Origin of the sequence: Rhodococcus sp. 15-2388-1-1a (genome assembly GCF_002259145.1) — a bacterium.
GTDB lineage: Bacteria > Actinomycetota > Actinomycetes > Mycobacteriales > Mycobacteriaceae > Rhodococcoides.
On record NZ_NPFP01000008.1, the window covers coordinates 1 to 17,275 of the forward strand.

19 protein-coding genes are annotated in these 17,275 nt (G+C 66.4%); 12 read left to right on the plus strand and 7 right to left on the minus strand.

Translation table 11 applies throughout. The features are described from left to right. Nucleotides 1-239: 239 nt before the first annotated feature. The 4 genes from CH302_RS04480 to CH302_RS04495 are packed head-to-tail and all read left to right on the plus strand — an operon-like array spanning nt 240 to nt 3,769. On the plus strand, nt 240-1,076 hold the full coding sequence (locus CH302_RS04480) for a biotin--[acetyl-CoA-carboxylase] ligase (RefSeq protein WP_037190270.1): 837 nt from the start codon (nt 240-242) through the stop codon (nt 1,074-1,076). A 47-nt stretch (nt 1,077-1,123) separates the two neighbouring features. After that, complete coding sequence (locus CH302_RS04485) at nt 1,124-1,723, plus strand: PH domain-containing protein (RefSeq protein WP_230596231.1); 600 nt, start codon at nt 1,124-1,126, stop codon at nt 1,721-1,723. 39 nt (nt 1,724-1,762) lie between these two features. Beyond that, nucleotides 1,763-2,443, plus strand: a complete 681-nt coding sequence (locus CH302_RS04490; protein WP_037190266.1) for a response regulator transcription factor — start codon at nt 1,763-1,765, stop codon at nt 2,441-2,443. 6 nt (nt 2,444-2,449) lie between these two features. Continuing rightward, complete coding sequence (locus CH302_RS04495) at nt 2,450-3,769, plus strand: sensor histidine kinase (RefSeq protein WP_037189933.1); 1,320 nt, start codon at nt 2,450-2,452, stop codon at nt 3,767-3,769. A gap of 5 nt (nt 3,770-3,774) precedes the next feature. Here the strand turns inward: CH302_RS04495 and CH302_RS04500 are convergent, their stop codons facing one another. Further along, complete coding sequence (locus CH302_RS04500; protein ID WP_052047544.1) at nt 3,775-4,335, minus strand: GtrA family protein; 561 nt, start codon at nt 4,333-4,335, stop codon at nt 3,775-3,777. 198 nt (nt 4,336-4,533) lie between these two features. Between CH302_RS04500 and CH302_RS04505 the strand changes: the two genes are divergently transcribed. From CH302_RS04505 to CH302_RS04515, 3 genes are read left to right on the plus strand one after another with little or no spacing between them, the layout of a single operon-like run. Further along, on the plus strand, nt 4,534-5,736 hold the full coding sequence (locus CH302_RS04505) for a 5-(carboxyamino)imidazole ribonucleotide synthase (protein ID WP_371828439.1): 1,203 nt from the start codon (nt 4,534-4,536) through the stop codon (nt 5,734-5,736). After that, a complete protein-coding gene (gene purE / locus CH302_RS04510) occupies nt 5,729-6,268 on the plus strand; it encodes a 5-(carboxyamino)imidazole ribonucleotide mutase (RefSeq protein WP_052047543.1) in 540 nt (179 codons plus the stop codon). The genes CH302_RS04505 and purE overlap by 8 nt, the downstream gene beginning before the upstream one ends. After that, nucleotides 6,265-6,654, plus strand: coding sequence for a hypothetical protein (locus CH302_RS04515; RefSeq protein WP_371828428.1), 390 nt, complete (start codon nt 6,265-6,267; stop codon nt 6,652-6,654). Before purE ends, CH302_RS04515 begins: the two co-directional genes overlap by 4 nt. Here CH302_RS04515 and CH302_RS04520 read toward each other — a convergent pair. After that, on the minus strand, nt 6,642-7,367 hold the full coding sequence (locus CH302_RS04520) for a TIGR03089 family protein (RefSeq protein ID WP_037189927.1): 726 nt from the start codon (nt 7,365-7,367) through the stop codon (nt 6,642-6,644). The two genes, CH302_RS04515 and CH302_RS04520, sit on opposite strands and share 13 nt — an antisense overlap. Nucleotides 7,368-7,424: 57 nt before the next feature. Beyond that, on the minus strand, nt 7,425-8,849 hold the full coding sequence (locus tag CH302_RS04525) for an LCP family protein (protein ID WP_037189926.1): 1,425 nt from the start codon (nt 8,847-8,849) through the stop codon (nt 7,425-7,427). Nucleotides 8,850-9,306: 457 nt separating this feature from the next. On the opposite strand from CH302_RS04525, the gene rfbD reads away from it, so the two are divergent. The 3 genes from rfbD to CH302_RS04540 are packed head-to-tail and all read left to right on the plus strand — an operon-like array spanning nt 9,307 to nt 12,191. Then, nucleotides 9,307-10,161 carry a dTDP-4-dehydrorhamnose reductase gene (gene rfbD, locus CH302_RS04530; RefSeq protein ID WP_037189925.1) on the plus strand — a complete coding sequence of 285 codons (855 nt, stop codon included), beginning with the start codon at nt 9,307-9,309 and terminating at the stop codon, nt 10,159-10,161. A gap of 34 nt (nt 10,162-10,195) precedes the next feature. Next, nucleotides 10,196-11,107: a glycosyltransferase family 2 protein gene (locus CH302_RS04535; RefSeq protein ID WP_037189924.1), complete on the plus strand. Its 912-nt coding sequence runs from the start codon at nt 10,196-10,198 to the stop codon at nt 11,105-11,107. Next, nucleotides 11,097-12,191 carry a sugar phosphate nucleotidyltransferase gene (locus tag CH302_RS04540; protein WP_037189923.1) on the plus strand — a complete coding sequence of 365 codons (1,095 nt, stop codon included), beginning with the start codon at nt 11,097-11,099 and terminating at the stop codon, nt 12,189-12,191. Before CH302_RS04535 ends, CH302_RS04540 begins: the two co-directional genes overlap by 11 nt. 47 nt (nt 12,192-12,238) lie before the next feature. Here CH302_RS04540 and CH302_RS04545 read toward each other — a convergent pair whose 3' ends face one another. From CH302_RS04545 to cofD, 3 genes are all read right to left on the minus strand, one after another. Then, entirely contained in the window at nt 12,239-12,700 is a 462-nt protein-coding gene (locus CH302_RS04545) for an NUDIX hydrolase (RefSeq protein ID WP_082323630.1), read from the minus strand. Nucleotides 12,701-12,806: 106 nt separating this feature from the next. Further along, complete coding sequence (locus CH302_RS04550) at nt 12,807-14,186, minus strand: coenzyme F420-0:L-glutamate ligase (RefSeq protein ID WP_052047542.1); 1,380 nt, start codon at nt 14,184-14,186, stop codon at nt 12,807-12,809. Then, nucleotides 14,183-15,157, minus strand: coding sequence for a 2-phospho-L-lactate transferase (gene cofD, locus CH302_RS04555; RefSeq protein ID WP_037189921.1), 975 nt, complete (start codon nt 15,155-15,157; stop codon nt 14,183-14,185). The genes CH302_RS04550 and cofD overlap by 4 nt, the downstream gene beginning before the upstream one ends. 721 nt (nt 15,158-15,878) lie before the next feature. Here cofD and CH302_RS04560 point away from each other — a divergent pair. Then, complete coding sequence (locus CH302_RS04560; protein WP_027496498.1) at nt 15,879-16,112, plus strand: WhiB family transcriptional regulator; 234 nt, start codon at nt 15,879-15,881, stop codon at nt 16,110-16,112. Nucleotides 16,113-16,145: 33 nt separating this feature from the next. Here CH302_RS04560 and CH302_RS04565 read toward each other — a convergent pair whose 3' ends face one another. Beyond that, nucleotides 16,146-16,625: a metallopeptidase family protein gene (locus CH302_RS04565; protein WP_037189920.1), complete on the minus strand. Its 480-nt coding sequence runs from the start codon at nt 16,623-16,625 to the stop codon at nt 16,146-16,148. A 72-nt stretch (nt 16,626-16,697) separates the two neighbouring features. On the opposite strand from CH302_RS04565, the gene CH302_RS04570 reads away from it, so the two are divergent. After that, nucleotides 16,698-17,108: a DUF3499 domain-containing protein gene (locus tag CH302_RS04570; RefSeq protein ID WP_170946053.1), complete on the plus strand. Its 411-nt coding sequence runs from the start codon at nt 16,698-16,700 to the stop codon at nt 17,106-17,108. The last annotated feature ends 167 nt before the right edge of the window (nt 17,109-17,275 follow it).

Below are 17,275 nucleotides of genomic sequence, written 5' to 3' on the forward strand. Positions count from 1 at the left end.
TGGACCTTGTCCACCGCCGCCTCACCGGAGGGAATCTCCGCAACCGCGAGACGTTTACGAAGATCGGCCAATTTACCCGCAGTCGTATGAATATCGGGTGCTTCGGCCGACCCGGGTGCAGTGGAATCCTGGACGCTGGTCATGGGGCACCACTTTAACTGCGAGTGTGATCTGCGCCCCGACCGAGGGTGGTTCGCGACAAGCCGTCGGCCTGTCGTCGAGCCCATATGCTGGAGCGCATGTGGACAAACCTCGATCGCCCGCCGCTGGACGTTCGTGCGCTTCGCCGGGCACTGGTTGACGGCCCGCAGGCTTCCTGGTCTCGGGTCGACGTGGTGACGGAAACCGGTTCGACCAATGCGGATCTGATCGCGGGGGCCGCGAACTACGCCGACCGGACGGCACTGATCGCCGAACATCAGGACAGCGGACGGGGCAGGCATTCGCGACCGTTCTCCGGCGCGCCGCGGTCACAGATTCTGGTGTCGATGCTGCTGAAGTTCCCTGGAATCGATCCCTCGGTGCTCGGGTGGGTCTCGCTCATGACCGGAATCGCTCTGGTCGACGCGTTACGCACCGTCGGTGAAGTCGATGCTCGGCTGAAGTGGCCCAACGACGTCCTCATCGGTGGCAAGAAGGTCTCGGGAATCCTGGCCGAGGTCGCCGCGCACGGACCGTCGCCCACGGTCGTCATCGGGCTCGGGGTGAACGTGTCGATGACGGTCGACGAGTTGCCGGTGCCGACGGCGACGTCACTGGCGCTGGAGGGGGCTGCGGTTCTCGACCGTGACACGTTGGTTCGGGCGATTCTGCGTGGGATGGCCGCCGAGGTGGACTCGTGGCGGGACTCGAACTGGAACACCGATGCACTCGCCCACCGGTACCGGGAGAGGTGCGGCACCATCGGGCAACGCGTGCGAGTCGATCTGCCCGGCGGCGACGAGAAGATCGGAACCGCGGTCGACGTCGACGAGCACGGCCGCATCGTGATCGAGGTGGAGCAACCCGGGTCCGATCGCCCGTCGGTGCTCGCCGTGGCGGCCGGTGATGTCACTCATCTCCGACCCCTCTCGTGAGACCATGTCGACTCGACGGAAGTCGTAGCGAGTAGTCAGGAGTGCACGTGGGTTATCCACAGGACGCGTTGGCCGACGAGGAAGAGCTCCTGCTTCATCATCACCCTCACTGGAAGATGCTCGTCCTACCGTCGGTCACCTTCGTCCTCGTCACGGGCCTGGCAGGCGTCGGCCTCGGAGCCGCGAGTGCACGGCTCGAATCGACAGCCGCGAACGTCGCGATGATCGCCACGGCGGTGCTGTGGGCGGCGGTCGTCGTATGGCGGTGCCTGGTGCCGCTGATCAGCTGGAAGTGCACGCATTTCATCGTCACCGATCGGCGAGTGTTGATCAGGCAGGGCGTGCTCACCCACTCCGGCATCGACATTCCGATGAGCCGGATCAGCAACGTCCAGTTTCGACACGGGCTGATAGACCGGATGTTGCGCACCGGCACGCTCATCATCGCCTCGGCATCGGACGATCCACTCGAGTTCGACGACATTCCGCATGTGCAACGCGTGCATTCCCTGCTCTACCAGCAGGTATTCGACTCGATGGAGTACCGTCGCGAATCCGTGCACGGCCGGGAGGCGGCATTCGAGCCGATGCCGGAGGATTCGGCAGGCGACTCCAAGCCCGGTTGGCGAGCTGGGAAACGCAGGTAACACAGGCTGTTCTCACCTTCGAACCGTAGGGTGACCGATGTGACCGACGTGCTGCTTGCCGAAGACGACGAAGCCATCGCTGCGCCCCTGTCCCGAGCTCTCGGGCGCGAGGGCTACACGGTGACCGTCGAACAGACCGGCCCCGCCACCCTTCAGCGCGCGCTGGACGGAAAATTCGACCTGTTGATACTCGACCTCGGCCTGCCGGGGATGGACGGCCTCGAAGTGTGTCGGCAGGTGCGTGCCAACCGATCCGAGGTTGCCGTGCTCATGCTCACCGCACGAACCGACGAGGTCGACTTCGTGGTGGGTCTCGACGCCGGTGCCGACGACTACGTGGGCAAGCCCTTCCGGCTCGCCGAGCTCATGGCCCGCGTACGTGCGTTGCTCCGCCGCCGTGGTGCCGGGGAGGATTCCCCGATCGAGGTCGGTGCCATCCGCCTCGAACCCGCTGCCCGACGCGTCCTGGTCGGTGGCACCGAGATATCTCTCGCCAATAAGGAATACGAGCTGCTCAAGGTCTTGCTCGACCATGCGGGCCAAGTCGTCTCTCGTGAAGTGATCCTGCGTGAGGTCTGGGGCGACGCAGAGCTGCGCGGATCGAAGACCCTCGACATGCACATGTCCTGGCTGCGTCGCAAGATCGGCGACGAAGGACCCGTGGCCGAGCGTCGCATCGCGACGGTGCGCGGCGTCGGCTTCCGCATCAACAGCGACTAGCGGTCGATGCGGCGCCGAATTCTGGTCTCGATTCTCGCTGTCGTCGTCATGACGGCGTTGCTGCTCGGTTTGCCCCTGATGTACACCGCCTGGTTGTGGGTGGAGGATTTCACCCGCAACGACCTGCAGGCACGCCTGGATCGAATGGCGGCGGAGATCATCTCGCAGGAAGGGTCGGCGGGTCTGATCGAGGGCCAGCTCGACATCGGCTCGCTCCGGTTGGCCATCCCGCAGGGTGGCCGGCTCGTGGTCATCTACCCCACCCCCGAGGATGCCGCATCGCGCGCGGACATCGGGCAGTCGTCCGTGCCTCGACCGCTCGTGGAGTCGCTGTCGATGGGTACCTCGGGTTCGCTTCGCCTCGAAGTGCCGTCCGACGACATGCGTTCCCTGCAGCGCCAGGCGCTCGGAGCGGTGACTCTCGTCGTCCTCGCATCAGCGATGGCAGGCACCGTCGTGGCCGTCCTGACAGCCAAGCGGCTGGCCGATCCGCTGCAGGATGTGGCGCGGCGAGCTGCTCGCCTCGCCGAGGGTGATTTCAGGCCGGACCCACGACGGCACGGCATCGCAGAACTCGATCGGGTCTCGGAGGTTCTCGACTCGGCCACCGTCGAGATCGCCGGACGGCTGCAGCGCGAACACACGTTGGTCGCCGATGTCTCGCATCAACTTCGCAGCCGCCTGACCGCTGTCCGCCTTCGCCTGGACGAAATATCCACGCACCCGGATCCGGCGGTGGTCGACGAGGCCAACGAGGCGATGGATCAGGTGGACCGACTGACCCTTGCCATCGACGAGCTCGTTCGATCCTCTCGTAGTGACGGCGCGGCCGACGCGCACGAGGTCTCGGTGGTCGAGGAACTGATCGGCACCGTCGTCGAATGGCAGCGAAATTTCGAGGACGTCGGCCGGACCCTGGTGATCAAGGGTGACGTGGATCTGAAGGCCTCGGTGACCGGATCGCGGTTGCGTGAAGCGGTCTCGGTGCTGGTCGACAATTCTCTGGTGCACGGCGGCGGGGCCTGCACGGTGGCGGTTCGGGCCGTCTCGGCCGTCGAGAGCACCGAGCGACGCCGTGAACGACTGGTCTGCGTCGAGGTCTCGGACGAGGGGCCCGGGGTGAGCAACGAACTTGCTCCGCACATCTTCGACCGTGGATTCTCCGGAGCCGGTTCCACCGGTGTCGGCCTCGCTCTGGCCAGGGCTCTCATCGAGGCGGACGGCGGCAGGCTGGAATTGCAGCGACGTCGTCCCGCGCTCTTCTCGGTGTTCCTGCCTGCGTGGCGTGAACCGTCGCGTGCCGTGCCTCGCCGCGAACCACGCTGAGCATCTCAGGGTTGGTCGAGTACGTCCGCCGCGTCGGTCGGGTCCTCGTTGCGTTCGGCGTCGACTTCCAGGATCGTCCGCGCGTTGTCCTCGGGAAACGCGAAGCGGCGCAATGCCCAGAACCGAAATGCCATCTGCAGCAGGTTGCCGATGATGTAGTTGAGGACGAAGTCGATGATGACCAGCGTCGTCAGGGATTCGCTGGCGTCGCGAATGTCGAAGACGTTGTTCGCGATCCACAGGGGACCGGCTGCGATGAGCACGCCGATGCCGCTGATCGCGAAGAAGAGCAGTGCCTCGTGGTGCCGCTCGCGTCCGCCACGATGCTTGAAGGCCCATTCGCGGTTGAGGAAGTAGCTGAGCAGGGTTGCGAGAACACCCGAGATGATCTTGGCGATCACCGGCTTCTGCTCGAGCACCGTCAGGCTCAGCGAATAGAAGATGACGAGGTCGAAGACCATCGTCGTGCCACCGACGATGGCGAACTTGATCAGCTCACTGTGCCGAATCGCGAGGTCCCGAATGGGCGTGGGTAAGCGTTGGAGCACGCTTGCGATCGTCGGCACAACGGTGAAGTCTACGAAACACACCCCGGGTTCGCCGAACCGAGGCTCCGATCATCAGGGTTTCCACAGGTCCTCGCCCAGCATGCGGACTCCGGTGCGAGACGCCGGGTCGGACCGAACGCGTGCGACATGACACCATGGTGAGCCGTGACAGGTACCGAACCGCGCCCCACTGCTGCGCGCCCGTCGTCGACCGGAATGCCCGTGGTGACGATGATCGGCGGCGGTCAGCTCGCCCGAATGACTCACCAGTCCGCGATCGAGCTCGGACAGACTCTTCGCGTCCTCGCCGCGGGTGCCGACGAGCCGGCAGCTCAGGTCAGCCCCGACGTCGTCTTCGGGCACCACGACGATCTCGATGCGTTGCGCACGGCCGCGACCGGTTCCAATGCGCTCACCTTCGACCACGAGCAGGTGCCCACCGAGCACCTCGAGACTCTCGTGGCAGAAGGCGTCAACGTGCAACCGCCGCCGAGCGCGTTGATATTCGCCCAGGACAAACTGCGCATGCGTCGCAAGCTCGCCGAACTCGGTGCGCCCGGCCCCGCCTACGCGGAGGTGTCGTGGGCGCAGGACGCGATTGCGTTCGGAGACGAGCACGGGTGGCCGGTGGTGCTCAAGGCCGTACGAGGCGGCTACGACGGGCGTGGAGTGTGGATGCCCGCAGACGCCGAGGAAGCAGAGGCGATCGTCACCGCTCAACTCGACCTGGGTGTACCGCTCATGGTCGAGGAGAAGGTCGCCATGCGCCGCGAGCTGTCGGCCATGGTTGCACGATCACCGTTCGGCCAGGGAGCTGCGTGGCCCGTCGTGCAGACGGTGCAGCGCAACGGTCAGTGCGCCGTGGTGCTGGCGCCGGCGCCCGACCTCGACGAGGACGTCGCCACGTTCGCAGGCAGGCTGGCTCTCGACATCGCCGGTGCGCTCGGTGTGGTCGGAGACCTCGCGGTCGAACTGTTCGAGACCACCTCGGGCAAGCTCCTGGTGAACGAACTCGCCATGCGACCGCACAACTCCGGTCACTGGACCATGGACGGGTGTCGGACCTCGCAGTTCGAGCAGCACCTACGCGCGGTACTCGACTACCCGCTCGGCGACACCGACCCACTCGCTCCGCTGACGGTGATGGCCAACATTCTGGGCGCGCCCGAGGCCCCCGAGATGACGATGGACGAGCGGCTGCATCACCTGTTCGCCCGGATGCCCGATGCGAAGGTGCATCTGTACGGCAAGGGCGAGCGCAAGGATCGCAAGATCGGCCACGTGAACATCCTGGGCGCGCAGTCGGGTTCGCTCGCCGACCCCGCCTACGTGGCCTCGGTGCGCGAGCGAGCCGAACGCGCAGCGCACTGGATGTCACACGCCGAATGGACCGACGGATGGGACCCGCACAATGACTGACAACACTCCTGCCCCCGATGGTCGTTCCGCAGGCTCCACTCCTGCCGTCGGCCTGATCATGGGCAGCGATTCCGACTGGCCCACGATGGAAGCTGCTGCAGAAGCGTTGGCCGAGTTCGGTATTCGCTTCGAGGTCGGCGTGGTGTCGGCGCACCGAACCCCGCAGCGCATGCTCGACTACGCCCGCGATGCCGCAGGCCGCGGCATCAAGGTGATCATCGCCGGGGCCGGGGGAGCGGCTCACCTGCCCGGCATGGTCGCGTCGGCGACGCCGCTGCCGGTCATCGGTGTGCCGGTGCCCCTGAAGTACCTCGACGGCATGGATTCGCTGCTCTCGATCGTTCAGATGCCCGCCGGTGTTCCCGTGGCCACGGTCTCGATCGGTGGTGCGCGCAACGCAGGGTTGCTCGCGGTCCGAATTCTCGGTGCATCCGATCCGGCTCTGCAAGAACGGATGTCCGCGTTCCAGGCCTCACTCGAGGCCATGGTGCTGGAGAAGGACAAAGCGCTGCGCACCACTCTGCTCGGGTGAGCGGAATCGTGTCTCGGAGCGAGCAGATCCGGCGCGCGGGTCGCGGTAGTCGGCAGTCCATGTTCGTGACGCGGCTTGCGTTGCTCTATGCCCGTCTCTGGCGCGGCACGGCGCGTTTCGACGACGAATTCTCCCTGTTCGTGTGCACCGGGCTGCGCGGTGGATTCGGGCGCGGCGGAACGACATTCGGCGGTGCCTATCTGACGAAGGGCAACACCGCCCGTCGGGTACTGCGGCACGAGGCCGTACATGCAGACCAATGGGCGAACTTCGGGCTCACCTTCCCGTTCCGCTACCTCGCCGAAGAAGCGCGACATCGGGGCCCGGCCAACAAGTACGAGATCGAGGCCGGACTCGCCGACGGCGGCTACCGTCAGCCCGGCTGAGCAACAGTGGCGGTGACCTTCTCGGTCTCGGCGCGCCGCTGCGCCTTCGCCTCGTCCGGATTGGCCACCTGAACCAGTGACGCACCCACGACGAGTACCGAGAGCAGACCGTCGATCAGCTCGTCGGCCGTGGTCCAGGACGCGCTGGACATGACCCGGTCCGCGGCCGTCCAGTCACGTGCGTCTGCCCGCTCACGAGCGGCAGCGAGTACCTCGTCCACCGAACGCCCGTCCAGCGCCGCGCCTGCGCTCCCGGAGCCCGCGACCCTGAACTGATCGCCGTGCACCCGCACCGACGTCGCGTAGTCGGTCATGCCGATCGGCAGATCGGGGACTGCCTTGCCGAATGCGTCGAGCGAGAACGCCAGCACCTCGTCCGCCTCGGGAGACTCGTCGAGCCGATCGCCCGACACCATCGCCACGTCCACGGAGTCGTCGGCCCCGATGACCACCTCGCCGCCTGCCCACCAGACTCCCAGCAGCGCGGCAGCCGTCTGCCAGTGCGCGGGCAACAGCACACTCACCCTGCCACCCACCTCGAAGGCGAACTCGTCGCGCAACAGATTGGCGGTCTTGGCCGCCCAGTTCGCCAGGGTCACCGCGGACACCTCGACTCGCTCACCGGTCGCATCGTCGTAGAACGTGACGCGCGGACCGGCCGGATCGGCGGCGAGAATCGGGTCGAGCAGGGTCTGAGTCAGATTCGAAGCCACCCCACGACCCTAGATGACGCCCGACGACACCGACTCACACACTGTGAGCGGCACCGATCAGTTGACGCACATCGGACCGGTGGAGCCGGCGTCGATCGGAGCAGCGGGTGCCTCGGGAACCGCCGTACCCGATTCGGGAGCAATGGTTTCCGCAGTTGCGGCCTGGCCCGAGCCGGGTCCCGCATAGTCGTTCGCGAGTACCACCCGAATGGTGTCTGCCGACAAGGTGTCGTCGGCGGTGATCTGCAGTCCGCCGAGCGCTGCCGAGACGGCGCGCGCAGCATCGCTGTCCACATCGGCAGCCTGGATGCGGCTCGCCGAGATCGACGTGCCCTCGTAGTTGCCGATGGTGCCGTCGACGTACCCCAACGCCGTCAACGAACCGGCGACACCGTTGGCCAGGCCGTCGATACCGCTGTCGTTCGCGACATCGACGGTCACGGTCGACGGATCGACATCGGGGGCGTCCGCATTCTCGGCGTTGGTCTCCGCCGAATTACCGTCGGCGAGCAGTCCTTCGACGTACTTCTTCACCGCAGCGGGATCGACCTGCACGATCGACTCGCCGTAGTCGGTCGTCGCATTGATGTCGACGGCGGGGATCGTCTCGAACTTGACCTTGCCGCCGGCGAGATCCTGCAGGCGAGTGGCGAACTGCAGAATGTCCCAGTCGGAATCGAGTGTCACCGATCGCTGCACCGCAGTGCTGAGTTGGCCCAGTTTGCCGGGGTTGCTCAGTGTCTTGGCGCTGAGCACACTCCGCACGAGCGAGGCCATGAACACCTGCTGGCGCACGATGCGGTCCAGATCTCCGCGGGGAAGATCGTGTCGCTGTCGGACGAAACTCAGCGCCTGCGAACCGGAGAGGTTCTGCTCGCCCGCCGGGAAGTTCGCACCCGACAGTGGTTCCTGCACAGGGTTGTTCAGGCACACCTCGACACCGCCGACGGCATCGGTCAGCAGCACGAAGCCGAGCAGCCCCACCTCGGCGTAGTGATCGACGGTGATGCCGGTGAGGTTGGCGACCGAATCGATGAGGGCCTCACGACCGGCTTCGGTCGCCTGGGATTCGGCATCGGCGTCCGTGACCCCTTGCTCCACCAATTCGAGCCGCTTGTTCTCCTTGGTGGCGCCGTACGCAGCGTTGATCTTCGACATGCCGATGCCGGGTACCTCGACGTACGAGTCTCGCGGGATGGAGATTGCGGTGGCCGACGAACCGTCGTTCGGGACGCGGATCAGGACGATCGTGTCGGTGTTTGACGCCACCTCTTCACCTGCGTTGAGAGAGGCGAGTTCCGCGGGGGACAACGCGTTGCCGTGGGCATCGGTTCGACTGTCCGTGCCGACCATCAAGATGTCGACGGCACCGTCGGCGGCACCGCCGAGACCGAGACCACCCGCGGTGGCGATATTCGAGCGCAGGCTGTCGACACTGCGCCACGCGAAACCGGTCACCAGCAGGACGAGGATCGAGAGCACTGCGACCGCGACGTGGGTCGCGGGCCATCGGGTACCACCGGCGCGAGGCGACCTGCCGTCGGACTCGGGTCGCTCGACGCCACCGCGAGGGCTGCGTCGATCCGGCCGGCGCGATCTACCTGTGCGTTCGCCGGGTGCGACCTGTTTGCGTTCTCCGGTGCGGCGTTCTCCACGGCGTTCGTCGTCGCGGTAACGGTGGGCAGCGCCGCTGTGATCGTCGGGGCGGCCCGTGGTGCGCGCTCGGGGACCGTCGGTTCGCCGGGTAGCGCTCCGCCTCGGCGGGGGAGTGCGCTCACCTCCGGGCGTGCCTGGATCTCGTGGCACCGTGACGACCCTCTCTCGTTTCCGGCCGGCCTGAAACCTGCCTACTTCGTTGTTCTCCCCCCGCCGTTCGAAGGTTACTTGTCGCCGGTCGCTGCCTCGCCGAAGCGAACGCGGCGTGCCACACTTGGCAACCGTGAATGCGATCGTGGTGACCGGTGCACACGGCCAGTTGGGCCGCCGAGTGATGTCTCTCGCCGCCGAACGAGGTGACGGTGCCGAGGTCTGCGGATATTCGTCCGCCGACCTGGACATCACCGACCCCGACGCCGTCGCTGCCGCGGTGAGCGCGGGGTCGACGGTGATCAACTGTGCTGCGTACACCGCCGTCGATGCCGCCGAGACCGACGAGGCCAGGGCGTCGGCGGTCAACGCGGACGGCCCTCGAAATCTCGCGCGCGCCTGCGGGCGTGTCGGAGCCCGGTTGATCCACGTCTCCACCGATTATGTGTTCGACGGCACAGCGATCGAACCGTACGAGGTCGATGCGAAGACCGCGCCGCAGTCGGCGTACGGACGCACCAAGCTCGCCGGCGAGCTCGCAGTGCACGAGGAGCTTCCCGAGGCCGTGGTCGTGCGAACCGCCTGGGTGTACGACAACACGGGCAAGAATTTCGTGACCACGATGCGCCGACTCGAAGGCGAACGCGAGACGATCTCGGTGGTGAACGATCAGATCGGTTCGCCCACGTTCGCCCTCGATCTGGCGTCGGGCCTGCTCGAGATCGAAGCCGACCCTGCTGTGCGCGCACGAACGCTGCACTACACCAATGCGGGGCAGGCCAGCTGGTTCGACCTCGCACGCGCGGTGTTCGCGGGAATCGGTGCCGATCCCGAGCGCGTGACGCCGTGTTCGAGCGCCGAATACGTCGTTCCGGCACCTCGGCCCGCATATTCGGTGCTCTCACCGACCGCGTGGGTCGATGCCGGTCTGACCCCGGCGCGGCCGTGGTCGGACGCGTTGACAGCAGCCTTGGCGCAGTCGACATGAGGGTTCGAGGCGAGATCGGGCTAGTCTTGCCCGCGTGAGTTCCGAGCTGGCCGTGGTGACCGTGACCTATTCACCCGGCGAATACCTTGACCAGTTCCTGACGTCTCTACGTGAGGCGACGACGCGTCCCCTTCGGGTGATCATGGCGGACAACGGCTCGGTCGACGGCACACCCGAGGCAGCCGAGATCGCGTTCGAAGAGGCGGAGTTGCTGCGCACCGGCGCGAACATCGGCTACGGCGCAGCCGTCAATCGCGCGGTGGCCGAGATCGACCCCGACATCGAGTTCGTCGTCGTGGCCAATCCCGACGTGCGGTGGCATCCGGGATCGCTCGACGGCCTGCTCGACGCGGCGGCGCGGTGGCCGCGGGCCGGTGCTCTCGGACCGCTCATTCGCGAGCCCGACGGCTCGCGGTACCCGTCGGCGCGGTCGGTGCCCGATCTCACGTCCGGAGCCGGCCACGCCGTACTCGGCAAGATCTGGCCGAAGAATCCGTGGACTCGGCGATATCGCCAGGAGAACGAGACGGTCAGTGAGCGGCCGGTGGGGTGGCTGTCGGGATCGTGCCTGTTGCTGCGGCGTTCGGCGTTCGATTCGATCGGCGGATTCGACTCCAGATACTTCATGTACATGGAGGACGTGGATCTCGGTGACCGGCTCGGCAGAGCGGGTTGGCACAACGTCTACGTTCCCGATGTCGAGGTCACCCACTCGAAAGGGCATGCGGCAGGACGGCATCCGGAAGTGATGTTGCCGGCACATCACACCAGTGCATACCGCTTTCAGGCCGACAGACACGCCCGGACGTGGCAGGCTCCCTTACGATTGGCGCTGCGCGCAGGTCTCGGTCTTCGCTCGAAGATCGTTGTGAATTCGGCGCTTCGGGCCCGCGCAGGTGATGGACGACTCACGGACGAGAGAACAGAGGCTGGACATGTCGGATAGTTCCCCATCGGTCGCCGCACGTACCGATGCAGTCATTCTGGTCGGCGGCAAGGGAACTCGGCTGCGGCCGCTGACGCTGTCGGCACCCAAACCGATGCTGCCCACCGCAGGACTGCCCTTTCTGACCCATCTGTTGGCGCGTATCAAGGCCGCAGGGATCGAGCACGTCGTCCTCGGCACGTCGTTCAAAGCCGACGTGTTCGAGCAGCATTTCGGGGACGGATCCTCGATGGGTATCGAACTCGAATACGTCTTCGAGACCGAGCCGCTGGGTACCGGTGGCGGCATCAGGAACGTTCTGCCGCGACTGCGCGCGGAGAACGTCATGGTCTTCAACGGGGACGTCCTGGGCGGCACCGATCTGACAGCAGTTCTCGATACGCACCGGAACACCGATGCCGATGTCACGTTGCATCTGGTCCGTGTCGGCGACCCGCGCGCGTTCGGCTGCGTGCCGACCGACGAATCCGGCCGAGTGACAGCGTTTCTCGAAAAGACGCAGGATCCGCCGACGGATCAGATCAACGCCGGTTGCTACGTCTTCAAGCGCGAGATCATCGAGTCCATTCCGGCCGGTCGTCCGGTGTCGGTGGAGCGAGAAGTGTTCCCCGCCTTGCTCGCCGAGGACAAGAAGGTCTACGGACACGTCGACAGTGCCTACTGGCGCGACATGGGAACACCGGAGGACTTCGTCAAGGGCTCGGCCGATCTGGTGCGCGGCATCGCGCCGTCACCGGCGCTGCACGGAGACCGCGGCGAGTCCCTGGTTCACCCGAGCGCGGGGGTGGCACCGGGCGCACTGCTGATCGGCGGAACCGTCGTCGGACGCGGTGCCGAGATCGGAGCGGGTGCCCGTCTCGACGGAGCCGTCGTGTTCGACGGTGCCGTCGTCGAGGCAGGGGCCGTCGTCGAGCGATCCATTCTCGGCTTCGGTGCCCGTATCGGACCCCGCGCCCTGGTGCGCGACGCGGTCATCGGCGACGGTGCCGACATCGGCGCCCGCTGCGAGCTGCTCCGCGGCGCGCGCGTGTGGCCCGGGGTCAAGTTGCCCGACGGCGGAGTCCGCTTCTCCACCGACGTCTGATCCCCGGCAGAGTCGATCTGCCGACGATCGGGCCTGTCGGGCTGTCTCTACCGGCGACGTGCGGCGAGTGAGACGAGGTGGTCGATCGTCTCGCGCTCGGCGTCGTCAGGCAGGGCATCGACCGGCCACCAGCGCAGATCCGTCGATTCCTCGCTGCGTACTGCCCGTGCGCCGTCCGGTGCCCGGACCAGAAACCTGAGGTCGAGGTGCCGCGTCGGCTTACCGAGCGAGCAGGTGATCGGGTGGGTGTGGGCGGAGAGCAGCATCGGATCGATCGTCAGATCATCGATGCCGGATTCTTCGGTGGCCTCCCGTAGCGCCGCGTCGACGACCGTCTCGTCCGTCGGTTCGCAGTGGCCGCCGAGTTGAATCCACCGACCGACCTTCGGATGAAGCGTCAGCAGCACATGTGTTCCCGACGTGTCGAGCACCAGCGAGGACGCGGTGAAATGGCCGGCCTCGTTGGCGCGCAGGCAAGCATCCGGATTGCTGTGCAGAAACGCCAGCATCGTGTGCCGGAGCGATTCGTCGTTCGAATCGGACGGTGCCCATCGATCGAGCGATGCCCCGACCGAACTCCATAGAGTCGAGTGAGGCGGCGTCGACGCCGACACGTCAGAGCTCCAACAGTGACGACCCGGGAACCACCGGATCCCGAACGGTCAGGGATTCGCTGGGGTGCCCGATTGCGATGGCTCCCATCGCTTTCCAATCTGCACGCAGGCCGAGTTCGGCGCGCACGGTATCGGCTGCGAAGATCGTCGAACCGATCCAACAGCTGCCCAGATCACGCACCGCGAGGGCGACGAGCAGTCCTTGCACGGCCGCACCGACTGCGACGGTGAACATCGTGTCCTCCGCGGTTCGACGCCTCTCGTCGGGATACGAGTGCGCGCCGTCGGGCACGCAGAACGGGATCACGATCTCGGGGGCGTCGAACAGGATGTCGCCGCGGCCGAGTCTGGCGGTGATCCGCTCCTCGCTCAGCCCGTCGCCGGCCAGATCGGCTCGCCATTGCTCACGCATCGTCTCGAGCAGCCGACGCCGGACAGCGGGGGTCCTGACCCAGACGAACCGAACCGGACGGGTGTGGTGCGGGGCCGGGGCGGTGAGCGCATCGGCAACGGCCGCACGAACGGAGTCGGGGTCGACCGGTTCGTCGGTGAACGAGCGCACCGACCGTCGGCGCAGCAGCGCCTCGCGTCGACCACGATCGAGTGCCTCGGCGGTACCGAGCCAGAACAGATCGTCCTCGCCGCCGCGCAGCAGCGTCGCAGCGGTCGAACCGTCGTCGACGGGAGTCAGTCCGCGTACGACGGCAATCGGAACCCCACCGAGTTTGCCCTTCACCAGATCGCCCGCGGCAGCGAGCTCGTCGGCGATCGCGACCTCGGTGACGACGAGCTCGTTGCCTTGACCGTCCTCGGCTCCGGCGTACGCGTGTACGACGCCCAGGCCCGCGGCACCGATGGCGGCGTCGGTCTGGCCGATCCGCCATGCGCGCCCCATGGTGTCGGTGACGACCACGGCGACCGTCACCCCCAGCAGCGAACCGAGTGCAGTGCGCAGCGCTGCGGCACTGGCGTCGGGGTTCTCAGGCAGCAGCGCCAGTTCGCCACCGTCGACGTTGGAGCCGTCGATTCCCGACGCGGCCTGCACTATGCCGAGTCGATTCTCGGTGATGAGGGTTCGGCCCTTGCGTGCGACGATGCGCACGGCTTCCTGTTCCACGAGGACTCTGCGGGCGGCATCTCGCTCGTCCGCATCACGAGGTGCCTGCACCAGACGGCCCTCGACCTTGGAGATGATCTTGCTGGTGACGATCAGGATGTCGCCGTCACGCAACCACGGCGCTCGGTCCGCAACGGTCGCAGCCAGATCGTCGCCCGGCCGAAACTCGGGGAGCCCGGTCACCGGCAGTATCTCGATCGAGCCGCCGGGAGCGTGATCCTCGGGTGTCGACCGGATCGAATCGGGATCGTGAGTGTCGGTCACAGGTCGAGTCCGGCTGCGCGCAGAGCGGTGCGGGCCATCGCCGCAGTGGTCTCGGGGTCGGTCATCAGCAACGGAACCGACTGCACGTCCACACCGTCGACGACTGCCGTATCGGTTGTGTGCACCAGCCATGCGTCGAGAATGCCGGTGCCGCTTCGGCTTCCGTAGTGACGGCCCACCGCCTGCGCCGTGGTCTCGACTCCGATGACGGACAGGCACTCGTCGGCCATGCCGCGCAACGGCTTACCGTCGACGACGGGGGAGAGGCCGACCACCTTGGCGGCCGTCGTGCGAAGGGCCCCGCGGATACCCGGCACCGCGAGGATCGCACCGACGCTCACCACCGGATTGGACGGAGCGAGGACGACGGCGTCGGCCTCGGCGATCGCCTCGACGACTCCCGGTGCCGGAGTTGCCTGTTCGGCCCCGATGTTGGCGAAGCTGTGGGTGGGAATCTGTGCCCGGTACCGAACCCACCACTCCTGGAAATGAATTGCGCGCTGCTGCTCACCGCTCGGGTCGTCCGGATCGGTGACGACGACGTGGGTCTCGGAGCGATCGTCGGTGACGGGCAGGAGCCGGACTCCGGGTTGCCAACGGTTGCACAGGGCTTCGGTGACGGCGGACAGCGGAAAGCCGGTGCGCAACATACGACTGCGGATCAGGTGTGTGGCGATGTCGCGGTCGCCGAGTCCGAACCAGTCGGGATCGGCACCGTAGGCCGCCAACTCGTCCCGAGCGTTCCAGGTTTCCGCGATGCGACCCCAGCCGCGATCGGTGTCGATTCCTCCGCCGAGGGTGTACATGCACGTGTCGAGATCCGGGCAGATGCGGAGCCCGTGCATCCACACGTCGTCGCCGACGTTGACCACTGCGGTGATCTCGTGCTCGGGTTCGTCGCCGAACAACGTTTTCAGGCCCTGCAGAAACCGAGCGCCACCGACGCCACCGACCAGAACAGTAACTTTCACAACACCCGAGCCTAGTGGGGTTGCGGTGGTGTGGGGTGAGCGCCCACCCGGGGCCGCAACGTCCGCGTGGACCGTTTGCGACGGCGAGAACCGATGCGACACGCACGGGACGGGCTTCGATCCGGGGAGAGCGCCGATTTCGGGCATGTGATGGTATTGGATTTGTGCGATCGGCTTGACCGCGACACACCTGGACGTGTCTAATCACAGGTATGTCATTCAGTGTTCGCAGCACGAGTTCGATTGCAGCGAACCTGGTTTCGAACACTCGTTCCCTTCCTCTTCGTCCCTGACTGGACGTCGAGTAGAGGTCGAGAGTCGGACCGGCACGTTGGACCAGCTCGATCGAATACCGGCGTGGGGCAAGGTATTCGAGAACACGAGGACCGAAAGTATCTGCGCTACCACAGGTGAGGAGGCGGAAGCGATGTATGACCAGCACGTGACACGTGATCAGCGGGGCGGACCCACTGCACACCTCAGCGCTGTCGACGACGCGCCGCAAACCGAGTCCGGCATCGGCGCAGATTCGAGCGTCTCGATCGACGCGGGTTCTGCGTACGTCGAGCGAACGGACGAGACCGACAACGACGTCGACGTCATCGACGGCGACTCGGATGTCGAACTCGAGTCGGATTCCGACGTCGACTCGATGCCGTTCGTCGCCGAGTCGGTTCCACCGGCCAAGCCGTTCCTCAGTCTCGTCGCGGGTTTCGACGAGATGTTCGAGGAGATCGAGGACCAGTGGCAGGAGCGTGCTCTGTGCGCGCAGACCGACCCCGAGGCCTTCTTCCCGGAGAAGGGTGGCTCCACCCGCGAGGCGAAGCGCATCTGCCTCGGCTGTGAGGTCAAGGACGAGTGCCTCGAATACGCGCTCGCCAACGACGAGCGGTTCGGTATCTGGGGCGGGTTGTCCGAGAGGGAGCGTCGCAGGCTCAAGCGCGGAATCGGCTGAGAAGCCCGGTTCCGACGGGCCCCGAGGGCTCGTTCACTCCCCGGCCGGGTCGACCTCGTCGGGGTCGATGCCGAGATACGTGGCCACTTGCTCGACCAGAACTTCGAACAACAGATCTTCCAGGTCCTCCGGGTGCTTCGCGCGCCGTTCCAGCGGTCGACGGAACAGCACCACCCTGGCGCGTGTCGTCTCCCCGCGCTTGTCTATGCCTGCGGGTACCAATCGCGAGAGCGGTACCGGACCTTCCGCCACCACCTCCGGTGGCCACGTCACCGATTCCGGATCCAACGCCCTGATCTTCGGTACCTCGTCCACGGCGATGTCGAGCTTCGAGAGCTTCTCGTGCCAGCGATGATCGATCCGCGCGAACGCCTCGAGCACCAGTCGGTCGAACTTCTCGGCTCGTGAGCGCCTGGCCGGGATGTCCTCGGGCAGAACCGGTCCGCGGACGCCGCGGCCGTGCCGAGCCACGGACCGAGAAGTGATCCTGCGCGCGGATGAGAATCGAGGCATAGGGGGAGGTTATCGCGCTCGTCCGGTGTGTCGGTCGTTCGGTCGGTTGCACCCACCGGATACTCTGCACTCGTGAGATCACTGCGTGGCTGCTGCAGGCCTGGTTGCAACCGTTCTGCCGTTGCGACGCTCACATACGTCTACTCCGACTCCACTGCGGTCGTCGGACCGCTCGCGACAGTCGACGAACCGCATTCCTGGGATCTGTGCGAGGTGCACGCATCGACCACCACCGCGCCCAAGGGCTGGGAACTGGTGCGTTACGAAGGCGGCTACTCGACGTCGAGCCCCGACGAGGACGATCTGACGGCCCTCGCGGAGGCCGTACGCGAGGCCGGTCGCGGCGATCGCATCCGCTCCGAGGACCGTGACAGCGCCGACCGCTCGGCCTCACGGCCGTCCGAGACCGAACGCAGATCCGCTCCGGCCGTCCGAACGGGCAGGCGCGGGCACCTTCGAGTTCTTCCCGACCCCACGTCCTGAGCCGCCCGAGCACACCGAGTGTGGTGTGCATCGGTCCGACTGGCCGGTCCGTCCTGAGTCTGGCAAGGTTCGAGGAGCAGGACCGAAACGGATCGCGACGGTCTGCCGATACTTGGTGTGGATCGCACCGCTACCGACGCTCGATATCCGACGCCGATGAGCGGCGT

What these genes read in the sequence shown, in the direction of transcription:
- CH302_RS04480 (WP_037190270.1), top strand. Translation starts at nt 240, where the DNA reads ATGTGGACAAACCTCGATCGCCCGCCGCTGGACGTTCGTGCGCTTCGC.
- CH302_RS04495 (WP_037189933.1), top strand. Translation starts at nt 2,450, where the DNA reads ATGCGGCGCCGAATTCTGGTCTCGATTCTCGCTGTCGTCGTCATGACG.
- CH302_RS04505 (WP_371828439.1), top strand. Translation starts at nt 4,534, where the DNA reads ATGCCCGTGGTGACGATGATCGGCGGCGGTCAGCTCGCCCGAATGACT.
- purE (WP_052047543.1), top strand. Translation starts at nt 5,729, where the DNA reads ATGACTGACAACACTCCTGCCCCCGATGGTCGTTCCGCAGGCTCCACT.
- CH302_RS04540 (WP_037189923.1), top strand. Translation starts at nt 11,097, where the DNA reads ATGTCGGATAGTTCCCCATCGGTCGCCGCACGTACCGATGCAGTCATT.
- CH302_RS04545 (WP_082323630.1), bottom strand. Translation starts at nt 12,700, where the DNA reads ATGCTGGCGTTTCTGCACAGCAATCCGGATGCTTGCCTGCGCGCCAAC.
- CH302_RS04560 (WP_027496498.1), top strand. Translation starts at nt 15,879, where the DNA reads ATGTTCGAGGAGATCGAGGACCAGTGGCAGGAGCGTGCTCTGTGCGCG.
- CH302_RS04565 (WP_037189920.1), bottom strand. Translation starts at nt 16,625, where the DNA reads ATGCCTCGATTCTCATCCGCGCGCAGGATCACTTCTCGGTCCGTGGCT.